The following is a 13,613-nucleotide window of genomic DNA, read 5'->3' on the forward strand; positions in this document are numbered from 1 at the left end:
CTCTACGGAGCCCGGTTACTTCAACAAGCTGAAGGCGTTGACACGCGCCTCAGCAATAACCTAAGCCGTGCAAAAAGAAGCGCTATCCCCCGTAAAACTTGTCGAGTGTGCAATAAGTAAGAATCGGTGCCAGGGGTTGGGTAATGCGTTTGATGCAGTCTATGCTGTGGTCGACCGTGATCAGACAACAAATGCCGATTTCACGGAAGCTTTTGCCTTGGCAAAGCGCGCCTCAACGAAGACAACCAAATTCTATGTCGTGGTAACCGACATATGTTTTAAAGCATGGCTTTTGGCTCATTACGGGCCGGTTCCACCTGTAGATACTCCTTCGGCGTTGGTGGACAAGGCCGTCACTGTAAAAATTCTCTCTGACAAACGAAGCAAGAAGGTTCTCGAAAGCTTCCCCTATTTGGATTTTGCTACTGCCTTGAACAATATGTCGATTATCCAACCTAATACCCTTGGTAGTCATCCCTCATCCGCCCTGCCTGAACTAATGAAAGAGTTCCAACAAGGGTAGTATGCGGCTCTGCAATATGCACGGTGCGCAAGTCACGTGCAGCAGCTTTGGGGCGATCTGCCGGAAAACCGTGACATCGGCGACGCCTTGTGGTGTGGGCTGTGGGGAAGGGGTTGAATTGGCGACGGCGGGATGATAGACCTTGGTGTCCCACCTCGGGGTAGCTCGCACTGGTTTCAAAGTTGATTGACGGACGGGTTTATGGCCAACTCTTGCCACACTCGGGGTCCCTGCGGGTGCACCGCCCGGTGATTTCCTGCACACCCCTTACATGTCAGACAGCAGGGGCGTAGAATTCGTTTCTGTGAAACGCTTGCATATTCGGAGACTAATCGCCTTATCTGCTGCTTGTAGCCTCATAATGACGGCCGTAAATGTGTCAATAGGGATTTCAGCTGAAGGGTCGCCTATCGGATCAGTTGGGGCAACGGTAGGGTTTGCGCCCGCAGTTGCGGCAGCTGATGAACTCAGCGATTCGGTGGAATTGGATGAAGATATTCCGCTGATGATCACCGACACGGACACTGGTGGCAGGCCATCGCCATCTATTGTGTACCGGTGGGATCGGCGATTCCCCACCCCGGGGAAGGGGACAACCGGGGCACCGACACCTGCTAAAGAGGTGTATATCTCCGGCAAAGGCAACATCACGCTCGCGTCAGATGCAGAAGATTTTTCGCCGATTGATGCGTCAATCACTTTCGCCCCAGATTTCGTCGGCGAAGTGACCCTCAACCATGTGCACCTGCAGCCTTCCAACCCGATGAGTTCCCCGCTGCGGCTGCGCCCGGGTGCCAACGTGACGTTGATCCTCAAAGGCCAAAACAAGCTAGAGTCTGCCGGGGACTATCCAGGTATTTGGGTGCAAGGTGTGGACCACTTTGATCGAGCGCACTACAAAACACACTACGGTACTTTGAAGGTTGTTGCTGCTAAGGATCGCGACCCTTCCTCGCCTGGTGGTATGCCGTGGCCGTTCCAACGCGACGGGCTGGTAGTGACGTCGAAAGGTGGGGCAGCCATTGGTGGTGCCCGCAGTAATGATCTCGGGAAACAGGCGGGACTTGTTGACGATACCGGTATGGGAATCGGGGATGCACATGCCGGACACATCGAACTCAACGGGGGTGTGATTGTTGCCCGGAATGAACAAGCTGGGGCAGCGACGATCGGTTCCGGGATGGGAGGACATGCGGATGCGATAGCGATGCGTGATGGGGTGGTGACCGTGCGTGGATCAGCACAACCCGGTCAACCCTCCGGCGCTGCGATTGGGGCTGGGGCCTATGGTGAAGTGCGCACGATTGATATCGGTGAAGTGGAGCTGATGGCTTGCCATCAAGGTGATAGCGCGTCGACGTATATCACCGGATCATGTAGCCCAACAGGCCACTCTGGGGCGGCGGTTATTGGCGGGGGAACCAATGCAAAAAGTGAAAGTATTTTCCTTGACACTCGCGATAAGCTCGCAACACTATTGGGCGGCGACTATCCGATTCTCGGCAGCGGCGGGGATATCGATGGCACCTTGCCGGAACCCTTCGGGGAGGTGGTGGGCTATTCCGGTACTTTCACCTTGATTCAACCAAGTGGTACACCGGGGATTGCGCCGGCAAACAAAGTAGAAAATACAGGCGCTGCAATCTATATCGATGACCCCAGCCAGTTGCTGTCTAGTTCACCTGCGTCAATGGTGGATCAGCAGGGGCATCCGCTGGCGCTGTTGAAAGCACCGTTTCCACGACCAGTGCTTACTGTGGCAGTTGATGGGGTATCCCAACATGCCCCGCGGCCGCATGAGTTGTACCGTTTCGCCCCGGAAAAGCCTGGTCTGATGGGGCTTCGCACAAAAACACTGGTGGAACGCTATTTTTGGGTGCGTGAGCAAGACGCCAATCTCGATATGCAGGTGGAACCATTAATTCGCAACGTGCACCATTATCGGTGGGATAGTCAGCAGCGCGAATTTATTCTAGACACCGATCTTGCCCATCCGGAGTTTCTCTCCGGACCTACCTTAGACAGCTGGAACTATGGCGACGCCGAAGCGTCGCCGCAGGTCAGTGTCACCAACGGTAATGTTTCCTTCGAATATCGGTTACAAGGCACCGAAGAATGGCAGCCATACCGGAAAACCCCTGGCCGAATCCCGCCTGGGGCCTATGAACTTCGCGGAATCATCACCGGGCAAGACATCGAAGATCCGGTGTACAGCGAACCTGTTGATTTCACGGTTGCCGATGGGGCGCCGCCACCACCGCCGGTGTTCACGCTCACTGAATATGAGTGGAAAGAGTATTACACCGACGAGGATCTTCCCCAAGTCCCTGGCGGCCATTTGCAATTCCCGCAGGGACAATCGGAGCCAAGGACCTTTGGTCGGCAACTGTTTTGGGTTGACTTCATCTCTGATAAGAATCCCGCCTACAACCACTATCTGCTGGCCATGCCGGTCAACATTGTCCAAATCAAAAACCGCTGGTTGGCGGATCAACCTGCTGCAATCCCTGATATCGCCGAAGGGGAGCAGCTCGTGGTGAAAGGCAAAGCACTCTACGGGGAGCAGGACGAATATATTCTTCGACTGCGCCACGACACCGACGGGCAAGGCAATCTCCTGCCGGATGCAACCTTTGAGCGTTACGACTTTCTTGATCCGCAGGCGCCACCACTTGCACCCGGCCAATGGTCAGCACAACTGGGTGTTGAAGGCAACTATGTTCGTGCCGATCTGGTCACCGATCTTGTGTTTAGGGTGCAGCCAAAAACTAACACGTGGACAACCCGGCCACAGGTAGCCGATGTGATCGCAGGCGAACAGCCGGTGGTCACTGCGGCAGCAGACTTTGGTGAAATCGTCACCCGCTACAGCAGCAGCCCGGATGGGCCTTGGCAGGAGCACTTCGATACGAATGCAACACCTGGGGTGTATTACGCGCAAGTTCAGGCAACGAGCAGCGGTCATGCGCCGCTGACTGAAGTGGTCACCTTCAAAGTCCTTCCCGTCCCGAAACCTACCCCGGTGCAGAAAGCAAATGCGTGGACTATCGCACCACATATTGACGGCTGGCAATATGGGCAGCCGGCACAGCATCCGACAGTTGCTGCGAAGTTCGGGAAAGTAAAACTGGGCTATTCCCGGGACAAGGACGGCACCTTCGGTGATCTTCCAGCTCATCCTGTTGCCGGAACCTGGTATCTGCGTGCGGCCGTTGCAGCTACCGACACCTACACCGGGTTAGACCAAGTAATCCCATTTACGATCACCCGTGCACCAGCACAACCGCCACAGGTGCAGCCGTTGGAAGTAGCCGCCGGGGAGGACATACCGGTGACCCTGTTGCCGCAGTCCGCAACCGGTACGTGGTCGTGGGTCAAGCCAGGCCCGCAAGCCTCATCAGTAGGGAAACACACGGCAACAGCGCTGTTCACCCCGCAGGATACCGAAAACTATCAGCCGCAAACTGTGACTGTTCCCTACACAGTCTTGCCCGCAGAAAACAGGTGGGTGGAAACACCATCGATAGCTGATGGAATCTATGGCGACCCAGTGCCCCATCCGCAAGGCAAGGCCGCATTCGGAACGGTGGATTTCCGCTTCGCACAGCATGAGGATGGGCCATTTGGCGCACTCCCAGAAAACCCGCAGGCTGGAACCTGGTGGATGCAGGCCACCACGGAAGGTGATCAACTCCACCGTGGATTGTCCACTCTGGTGCGGTTCACGATAGAGAAACGCACAGCCAGCAAGAACGAGATTCCACCGATCACCGTTGCTGCCGGTGACACCATCGATGACACACTATTGCCTGCGGATCCTGCCGGCACCTGGCAGTTCCAGCAACCCGTTCCCGAGCAGGTTGAACCCCCGTCGGTGACTGTAACCGCAGTGTTTACCCCACATGATTCCACCAACTACACACCGGTGGAACAAGAGGTCACGATTACCGTGAAACCCCACGACAACCAATGGGACACACCGCTGACCTTGCAAGGATGGACGTATGGGCAAACCCCAAATACGCCACAAGCACAGCCACGCTATGGGCAAGTGCAGTTCAGCTACTCGCAACAGCAAGACGGTCCGTTCGGACCATTGCCGGAAAACCCGCAGGCTGGAACCTGGTTTGTGCAGGCGACAGTGCCGGCCAGTGCAACAGCAACGGCATTATCGGCAGTCACCTCCTTTGTGATCAGTCCACAACACGCAACCGCCCCTGAAGTACCGGCAATAGTGCACACGTTGCCTGCCGGTGACAGCGGAATCTCTCTTGCAGATCTCACACTGCCTGCCGGATTCTGGTGGGTGCACCCCGATCAGCGGTTAGCTCCCGGTGTGCATCAGGTTGTTGCGCGCTTCAGTCCGGATTGGGATGACGAATATATCGTGCCGGCGGAGGTGACGATTCCGGTCACGATTGACAGCCCCGAGGTGATCCCTCCCACGGTGGATCCCGATCCGGAACCGACACCTGATCCGGAACCGACACCTGATCCGGAACCGACACCTGATCCGGAGCCGACACCTGGACCGGGAGAGGAGCCGGGAACGACAGAAACGGATGAGCCACATGGGGTGAATCCCAGTGAGCCGAAGCATCCCACCACTGGGGATAGCACGAGTAATTCCTCTTCCTTGTCAGGAAGCTCCGCGGGATTGCCGATCGTGTTGCTGCTTCTGCTCAGTCTGCTGGCCGGTGCAGCAGGATTGGTCGCCCAAGGGATTGTGCCGATACCTGGGTTTGATCAGCGATAAACGATGAACGGTGTGGCATTGCTGCATCAACAATCATGGGTCGCACTGGTGCCCTGGTAGGGCTTGAACGGTGCGCAGATCCTTTTGCTTGCAGGACTCCTCTTGTGGCGGCATAGCAGTGTCGCCCAAGGGGAGTCGTTGCGTTCACCGTGGATGAGGTGGTGCAAGCACACCGGTGATGACGAATTCGTTGCTGCTCCTGCCACCGGTCAGGATGATGGTTTTGTAGACGCGCACCCATCTGGGGAGCAGCGGTTGTTTGACAGCAATATTGGTGCGCGCTGGGCAAACTGCGACGGTGATACAGCACAGCGGTGGGCTGCAGGGCAGTGACGCTTAAAGACAGATCAAGCAGATGGGGGAAGCGGTGGCACTGCGCTTGGTGTCAGCCTGCGCCAATTTGTTGCTGGACACTATTTTTTCCTGGCAGCTAATGGATATTGGTGCCAAGAGCATATCGCCGGTGTGCTGTGTTTTGATGCTCCTCTGCTGGCCTCCACAGACGTGGCATGGTGCTTGCAGAATGCACCGGTTGCTGGGGTGACTAACGAAAAACAGCGCTGCCTGCGACCAAGGGCAAGGAAAGCCCTCAGGTACAACAAGCAGCACTGTCAGCAATACTGAGTCATCCTACGATGGATGCGATGTGCGGCGCGGTGAAGGGGAAAAGTTCCTATTTCACCCGCCGGGTAGCGGCTTCATAGGCACGTTTATTTGCAGCAGTCATCTCCCGGCCACGCTTGGCGGTAAATGACAGGGCAACCAGCAGCGCCACGGCCACGATCACCGCAATAACTTGGCCTTGTGCATTCGGATCGGAAAGCATCAAACCGGTCAAAATTACCAGCATGGCCAGGGTGATCCACGCCAGCCACGGATAGCCCCACATGCGAACCTCAGTGATCTCTCCGTTGCGTTCCAGCTGTGGATGCAGCTTGATGTAGGAGGCGATAATAAAGCCCCACACCACCAGCAGCGAACCGCCCACGGCGTTAAACAGAATCTGCAGCAGGGTCTGGTTATTCCAGAATTGCAGCCCGACCGAAGCGAACGCGAAGAACATGGACAGCATCACAGCTTTTGTGGGCACACCATCACGGTTGGTTTCGGCGAACATCTTCGGTGCATTGCCACGATTTGCCAGCGAATAAACAAAACGGGAGGTGCCATAGATCTGCGCGTTAAACGCCGAGAGCAGCGCGAGCACGATAACGACTTCCATTACGGTGGTGATAGCCGGAACACCTGCCTGCGCCAGAATGACGGTAAATGGCGAGTCGGCGATGTCTTTCTTATCACCGATCTCGTCATAGGGCAGCAGCATGGTGATCACCAGCACGGCGCCAAGATAGAACACGGCAATACGGGTGATTGTGGAGCGCACAGCCACACCCACATTGTGGGCGGGATTGTCGGATTCGGCAGCAGCAATCGTGACAATTTCAATACCGCCGAAGGCGAACGCAACAGCGAGCAGACCGGCGGCAACCCCAGAGATCCCATTCGGCATAAAGCCCTTCTCGCCGAGGAAGTTTGAAAGTCCGACCGGCTCGTGGCCTGGCAGCAGACCGAAGATGAGCAGAACACCGATGATTAGGAACACAATGATGACGCCGACTTTGATGAAGGCAAACCAGAATTCGAATTCGCCAAAGCCGCGGACTTTTGCCAGGTTAATAACCGCGAAAATCACCACACAGACAAGTGCAGGGATCCACGGTGGTACACCGAACCAATTCGACATGAACCCGGCGGCGCCAGTCATCTCCGCACCCATGACCATCACCAGCATGAACCAGTACAGCCAGCCGAGCGTGAACCCTGCCCAGTGGCCAAAGGCTTGTTCCGCATACGCACTAAACGAGCCAGACAGTGGGCGGGCAGCAGCCATCTCCCCGAGCATCTGCATCACGAACACAATCATGATGCCGGCGAAAATATAGGCAAGCAGAATCGCAGGTCCGGCAATTTTAATGCCAACACCTGTTCCGAGGAACAAACCGGCGCCGATCGCGGAGCCGAGTCCCATCATTGTTAAGTGTCGGCTTTTCAACCCTGAACCCAGTGATTCAGGGGTGCTGCCGACTTGGGAAGTCGCAGTAGTCATGCCGGGGAGTATAGCTGAAAATAGCCTTAATACGGAATGAATGGGTCGCGGAACCTAGAAAGAGTGGTGAGGCGATGTTTAGACCGCTTGGTCTATATAGAAAGGATGGTGTAGGCCGGATGTGGCGGACGACTCAGTTAGTATCGTCCTTCCTGGCGTGGTGCCTGAGCGACGGTAAAGAGCATCAAAATCGCACCGCGAACCCCGCAACACTATGATCTTCCGGTGCAACTGGCGAACCTGGCGAGCCTCCGTTGCACTTGGGGACAAGAGCCCGCCCGACAATGCTGGTTGGAAGGCGTGAAGTGTTATCGCAGCATGCTTGAACAGCAGGATGTTGCGGGCAGGAAAGGCGCTTGAACTGTGATCGTGCAAGCCCGGGGCAAAACAGCCCGCATCTTCGCCCACAGTGCAAACGGTGCAAGGTATTTGTGGCGGGTGGGTTGGGTGTAGTAATTCGCTGAAGCGTGACGTGAACTGTGTGATTGCAGCAAACAGTGCTGTGGGCTCGATTTAACTGCCGCTTCGCGGCTTCAGAGAAAGCCTAGTCGTGGTGGGGTGATTCCCGGTAGTACCGCGAAGGTCGCGTAGGTTATGGCTGCTGTTGGAAGGCAACCAGGGTAGCACCATCGGTTGCCCGTTCAACATGCCAAAAGTCTTGGCCGGCAAGGGTATCCATGGTCACTGATTGGCCGGTGTCGCGAAGTGTCACAGGGGTATGCGGCCGCAACGTCACCCCATCACCGATCACACAATGCGAACCGAGCTCCACACCGAGTACTGCAGCATTCACACCGAAACGACAATCCGAACCGATATGCAGTGGTGGACGGGTGCCCTCCGGGGAGTCCGGTCCCATAATCGCAGCCGACAACCCGACATCGGCACCAGCGCCAAGCACCACACCGGAAGAAATACGCCCCTCGATCACACTATGTCCCAGTGTTCCGGCGTTAAATGAGACAAATCCTTCCCGGCGCACATAGGTGCCAGGGCCTAGGAAAGCGCCGAGCCGCACACGTTCCGCGAGCGCAATATAGACACCGGTGGGGACGACATAGTCGACCATGCGGGGGAGTACGTCGACTCCGTAGACGTGAATGAGGCCGCGCGACCGCAGTGAGGTGCGAACAAACTCAAAATTGTCCGGCAGACACGGTCCTTTATTGGTCCACACCACGTTCGCAAGATGATCAAATAAGCCATCCAAATTGATCTGGTTCGGTCGCACCATACGGTGGGAGAGCAGATGGAGACGCAAATATGCGTCATGCGTGTCAATCGGCGGTGAAGATAAATCCTCAATCGTGGTTCGTACCGCAACCTGCTCGACCATGCGATCTTCGTCAAGCTTGACCAAAGACAACATCTTCGGCGACAGATGCTGCGCGCCAAGACGGTGCGTTCCTGACGGTCCGGGTGGTGCGGTAGCAAGTTCAGGGTGCGGGAACCAAGTGTCCAGAATCGTCCCGTCCATGGCGATGTTTGCGATACCAGTCCCGGTCGCGCCAGTAGTTGTCATACAGGCTATTGTAGTGGGCGTTAAATACCGGTCAAACGATCGCTACAACGCTTGGGGGTGGGGAAGGAATAGCCCGGGCAACCATACCCGAAATTCGTGGTATGAGACTTCGCCAAGGGCTTGCCTAGGTGGTATAAGACTTCGTCAAGGGCAAGTTGAGATTGTGTGGTATTGCCCGTTGATGCTGGCAACTCGCGCACCACGAGGGCGGGGGATAGAAATCGGCCTTTGCGGTCTTCACACTGTACCCAAGAGCTTGCCTAGGGGCTGTTTTGTTTTCCCTATTGCTGCAACACCGCGTTGGCTGTGAACAATCCAACAGTGTGATTGTTGTTGTTTTTCCTCACGTAGGTAAACATCAGCGCTGCAGCTACAGTGCGCAACCCGCTAATGCGCCACCCCATAGCGACCCACCGGTGCACGAGCTTCGCAAAACTCGCCAATACGAACCGCCCTACTATGGACAACAACACGCATCAACCATCACCTGGAAAGTGAAGAGTACCTTGCTTGATCTTTTTGCCGATCCCATCACGCTCACGCGCCAACTTGTCGACATAGCTTCCCCATCCCACGAGGAACAAGCGCTTTGTGACGCCCTGGAGGAGGCTCTTACAGCCACAATCGCCAGCGGTGCACTGCAACAACCACTAACAATGGAACGAATTGCCAACAACCTCATTGTGCGAACCGATCTGGGATTCGACCAACGTGTCATCCTTGCCGGGCATCTTGACACTGTTCCGGTAGCTGACAATGTGCCCAGTGCATTCATCACCGATGATCAAGGTCAACAAGCGCTGTTTGGGTGCGGTACCGTTGATATGAAATCAGGTGACGCGGTTTTCCTGCATACGTTGCTACAGGCCTGTCGCGCCGGGACTCTCGCAGTCGACGTCACGCTGATTTTGTACGAAGCGGAAGAAGTGGCGGAACGCTTCAATGGTTTGAAACACCTTGCGGAAACTCGTCCGGAACTTCTGCAAGGTGATGTAGCAATCCTTGGGGAACCTACTGCGGCCACTATTGAGGCGGGTTGTCAAGGTTCAATCCGGTTGAAAATTACCGCCCACGGCACCCGGGCTCATTCGGCACGATCGTGGATGGGGCACAATGCTATGCATGATCTTGCGGCGGTCATCAGCCGTGTTGCCCGGTACACGGCGCGCAATATAGTGATTGATGGCTGCGAATATCGGGAAGGACTCAATGTCACCTGGTGTGAATCAGGGGTTGCGACAAACACCATCCCTGACCAGGCGTGGATGTTTGTCAACTTCCGTTTCGCCCCGGATCGCAGCGTAGAGCAGGCGCTGACACATCTGCTCGAAGTACTTGAACTTTCTCCTGAGCAGCGCGTCGCACCTGATGCTGCACCGCAGCTGCCGGATGGGACGATCACATACGTAATCGATGATGCTTGCGCTGGTGCACTCCCAGGATTGGATCAGTCTGCTGCCGCAGAGCTTGTTGCCGCTACAGGGGAAACCCCGCGGGCGAAATATGGCTGGACAGATGTTTCCCGCTTTGCAGCGTTAGGGATTCCCGCAGTGAACTTCGGGCCAGGTGATCCATCGTTTGCTCATAAACGCGATGAGCAATGTCCCCTGTGGATGATCACTCGGGTGAGCGAAGTGTTGCATGACTATCTCACCGGTAACAGCGTGACAAACGCTTAACATCCCATTCGGTGCAACGGTTGCACTGGGGAACTGTCGGTCATGCAACAAGTTCGCTGAGCGCTTCGACGCGTGCTACTCAACGCAATGGTTGTACCACCAACAACACACAAGAGGTAGCACAGGTAGACGCGCTGCAGTCAGTAGTGTGAAAAAGACGGTGGAACACCTGGGTGTGCTTTGCGTGGAGATCCTTCTGGCCACTGTGCACAACCACGCACAGTTCGCGGTGGTTGCTGCCGGCGTACAGGCTGTTTGGCTACAGTGGGTAACGTCGTTGCAATCCCGGGTGTTAGCAAACAGTCCACAATAGGGTGTGCGCAGGCAAGCGCGAGATTCGTGGCCTTTGTGTTAGCTCCCTGTGTAGGGCTGAGTATTTACTCAACTGCAGCAGGATAACTCCCTGGTGACTCGCCCTATCGAAAGTTGTCACCTGGTGAAAGGGCCTCTTAGTGCGGCATAGTAGATGGTGCGGCAGCAGATCGTCGCACAGTGAGCGTGTTTTTCATGGCTTGCTTGCAGCTGTGCAATCGTTGCCGACGGGATAGTTGGTGTCGCATGGTCGATCGAGTGACTGGTGCGGTGTTTTCGGCCGCTCATGGTCGGGTTGTCAGGTACACACTGGCAAATATCAGCACCAGCGACAAGCAGGGTAGATGTGCCGGTACGAGTGCTCTGCGGCTCTACTAGCTGCTGGCCACACCAACAGTGCAACCGTGGTTCAGCCCTGCAGCAACAACACGCAAAAACCAGATAGATTTCAACGACACACAAGCGTTTTTTCACACAATAGTTTGAAAAGGTATCTCCACATTATGTCTTCTCCGTCACAACAGGCTTCCATGACCGAAAACCTCACCGGGGTGGCAGGATCACCTAGCAAACGCGTGCTGCGCGGACCGGTTCTGATTCGTGAGACCGGAAAACAAACCTCAACTACTGATTCACGCCTACTCGATGAACAACCCAACACCGACTGGCTCCACCAGGATCCTTGGCGGGTTTTGCGCATCCAGTCAGAGTTCGTCAACGGGTTCGGTGCTCTTGCCGAATTGCCGCCAGCTGTAACGGTGTTTGGATCTGCCCGCACGAAACCGGATCATCCTTTCTACCAGCTAGGAGAAGATACTGGGCGTGCCCTATCAGAAGCAGGCTATGCGGTGATCACCGGTGGTGGGCCCGGGCTGATGGAAGCAGCGAATAAGGGGTGTCACGAAGCTGGTGGCGTATCGGTTGGTTTAGGGATTGAACTGCCCCATGAAGAACGACTCAACGACTATGTGGATTTGGGGGTGCATTTTCGCTACTTCTTTGTACGGAAGACTTGCTTCCTGAAATATAGTCAGGCGTTCGTCTGCTTGCCTGGCGGTCTTGGCACCCTAGATGAGCTTTTTGAATCGTTGTGTCTCGTGCAAACCGGGAAAATCACCCACTATCCGATTGTGCTGTTGGGTACAGATTTCTGGGGTGGTTTGGTCGATTGGATTCGCACCACGATGCTTGACCAAGGCATGATTTCACCGGAAGATCCGGATCTGATGCTGGTCACCGACAGCGTGGACGAAGCAGTCGCTCATATTCGCGCAGCCCACGTCAACCTGTTCGGCGCCCGCGAATAACCGGGGGCATTCACCAATGCTGCACCGGAATGGGAAAAGGTGGCCACCACCGCAACGTGGCAGCGGTGTTCGATGATGACCGGTCGCGTCCCTGGATACCTTCCCCACCTGGGGTGAAGGTATTCTGGGCGAGTTTCTCAGGTGCTAGTAGTACCAAGGTGCACAGCCTGGCTGTTGCATGCTTTCTCGCTGCCTGCTTGGCTGTATCCTGCAGGCTGCGTTGTAGGGCAAGCATTTTATCTTTGCCCGTCCGCTTTGCCTTTGTGGTGTTTGCGGCCAGCGAAAACACATCACTACACCAGGAAAGGATCAGGTGGCATCCCGATGGGGTTAACGCTGTACACGGTTGTCGTTGTCGCCGGTTTGCTTTTTGCATTGCTGTTATGTGGTTGCGCTACCTGGTGGTTGCTGCGGATGGTTCCGATTACTGCACCCTATAGCACCAAAGATGAACACGCTTCGGTGATCGCCGCTAGAACGGTCGCGAACCTGTATGCAGTGGGCGACGGCGATCCAACCCAGGTCACGTTTCACCGGCAATGGCGTGGCTATGAACCTGAAGCAGTAGGTCAACTAGTAACAGCTCTTTGTACGTGTCCGGTGCATGGACAGTCGGTAGGTGACACTGTTCCGGCACCTGCTCTCACAGCTGCTGCACCAGAAGCGTGCGTGTGTTGTGACGAACATTGGAAGCCTTCGAAACTTCCGCGCGCCGCGGTAGGGGTAAACACTGCCGAAGTGGCAGCACTGGTAGACCGGGTTGCCGAAACAGCGTCGCGCAATCTATCCACTAAGCCACCGCTTTCGTAAGTTACAAAGCAAGAGGAGCTCACTGGTGAGCAAGGCGATGCAACCTCCCGCACCGTCACTACGGCAAAAGGTGCCATATTGTCGCATCACTTTTTTCTGGCCTTGCCAGGTGTAAGCGAGTCTTTGCATGACAGTGACATTCGCCTCCTGGGTATACCCGGCCAGGGAGGTGTCCTATGCAGTGCAACACCTGATTTGTTCCGACATTGCCAGAATCCGCCGCGATGCGCATTTCCGGTATTGCATCCAGGCGATTAGCGCGGTTAGCAGCGTGAGCGCATATGCCCCTAGTGGCGATTTTTCAGGGCAAGTGATCCACCCCGTCACATCGGCGCAGGCGCCGCCGGTTTCGGAACAACCGTAATTGGCGGATCTGGTGTGGCAAGTGCCGATATCTCACTCAGACCCCTCGTTGGTCGAAGTAGCTTCTTGCTGATGGCCGTCGCAGCGGAAGGAAAACAGCTTTTCTCGTCTGCACAGCGTGTCTTCAATCTCGGGTCGCCTTGGATGGTTGGTAGATAATGCACAGCAACCGCGGCAAGGATCACAGGATGCCGGGGTGGGCGGTGTGTAAGGTAATGGCCGTACCTACTGGGG

Annotated in this window: 7 protein-coding genes; 5 read left to right on the plus strand and 2 right to left on the minus strand. The window is 55.8% G+C overall.

What is annotated here, in order from left to right:
* Positions 1-67: 67 nt before the first annotated feature.
* Together CCHOA_RS03845 and CCHOA_RS10785 are read left to right on the plus strand one after the other, a co-directional pair.
* The gene (locus tag CCHOA_RS03845; protein ID WP_123927090.1) at positions 68-523 is read left to right on the plus strand and encodes an RloB family protein; all 456 of its coding nucleotides are present in this window, start codon (positions 68-70) and stop codon (positions 521-523) included.
* A 304-nt stretch (positions 524-827) separates the two neighbouring features.
* A complete protein-coding gene (locus CCHOA_RS10785) occupies positions 828-5,279 on the plus strand; it encodes a hypothetical protein (RefSeq protein ID WP_123927093.1) in 4,452 nt (1,483 codons plus the stop codon).
* Between the two features lie 673 nt (positions 5,280-5,952).
* Here CCHOA_RS10785 and CCHOA_RS03855 read toward each other — a convergent pair.
* Positions 5,953-7,386 carry an amino acid permease gene (locus CCHOA_RS03855; protein ID WP_123927096.1) on the minus strand — a complete coding sequence of 478 codons (1,434 nt, stop codon included), beginning with the start codon at positions 7,384-7,386 and terminating at the stop codon, positions 5,953-5,955.
* Between the two features lie 592 nt (positions 7,387-7,978).
* On the minus strand, positions 7,979-8,908 hold the full coding sequence (locus CCHOA_RS03860; RefSeq protein ID WP_123927098.1) for a DapH/DapD/GlmU-related protein: 930 nt from the start codon (positions 8,906-8,908) through the stop codon (positions 7,979-7,981).
* A gap of 506 nt (positions 8,909-9,414) precedes the next feature.
* On the opposite strand from CCHOA_RS03860, the gene dapE reads away from it, so the two are divergent.
* From dapE to CCHOA_RS03875, 3 genes are all read left to right on the plus strand, one after another.
* Entirely contained in the window at positions 9,415-10,587 is a 1,173-nt protein-coding gene (gene dapE, locus CCHOA_RS03865; RefSeq protein ID WP_123930774.1) for a succinyl-diaminopimelate desuccinylase, read from the plus strand.
* A gap of 842 nt (positions 10,588-11,429) precedes the next feature.
* Positions 11,430-12,206, plus strand: a complete 777-nt coding sequence (locus CCHOA_RS03870; RefSeq protein ID WP_123930777.1) for an LOG family protein — start codon at positions 11,430-11,432, stop codon at positions 12,204-12,206.
* Positions 12,207-12,530: 324 nt separating this feature from the next.
* Complete coding sequence (locus CCHOA_RS03875; RefSeq protein WP_123927101.1) at positions 12,531-13,016, plus strand: hypothetical protein; 486 nt, start codon at positions 12,531-12,533, stop codon at positions 13,014-13,016.
* The last annotated feature ends 597 nt before the right edge of the window (positions 13,017-13,613 follow it).

This window comes from Corynebacterium choanae (genome assembly GCF_003813965.1).
Lineage (GTDB): Bacteria > Actinomycetota > Actinomycetes > Mycobacteriales > Mycobacteriaceae > Corynebacterium > Corynebacterium choanae.

Bases quoted from the DNA above. Each gene is read 5' to 3' on its own strand.
- CCHOA_RS03860 (WP_123927098.1), bottom strand. From the start codon at position 8,908: ATGACAACTACTGGCGCGACCGGGACTGGTATCGCAAACATCGCCATG.
- CCHOA_RS03870 (WP_123930777.1), top strand. From the start codon at position 11,430: ATGACCGAAAACCTCACCGGGGTGGCAGGATCACCTAGCAAACGCGTG.
- CCHOA_RS03875 (WP_123927101.1), top strand. From the start codon at position 12,531: ATGGGGTTAACGCTGTACACGGTTGTCGTTGTCGCCGGTTTGCTTTTT.
- CCHOA_RS03855 (WP_123927096.1), bottom strand. From the start codon at position 7,386: ATGACTACTGCGACTTCCCAAGTCGGCAGCACCCCTGAATCACTGGGT.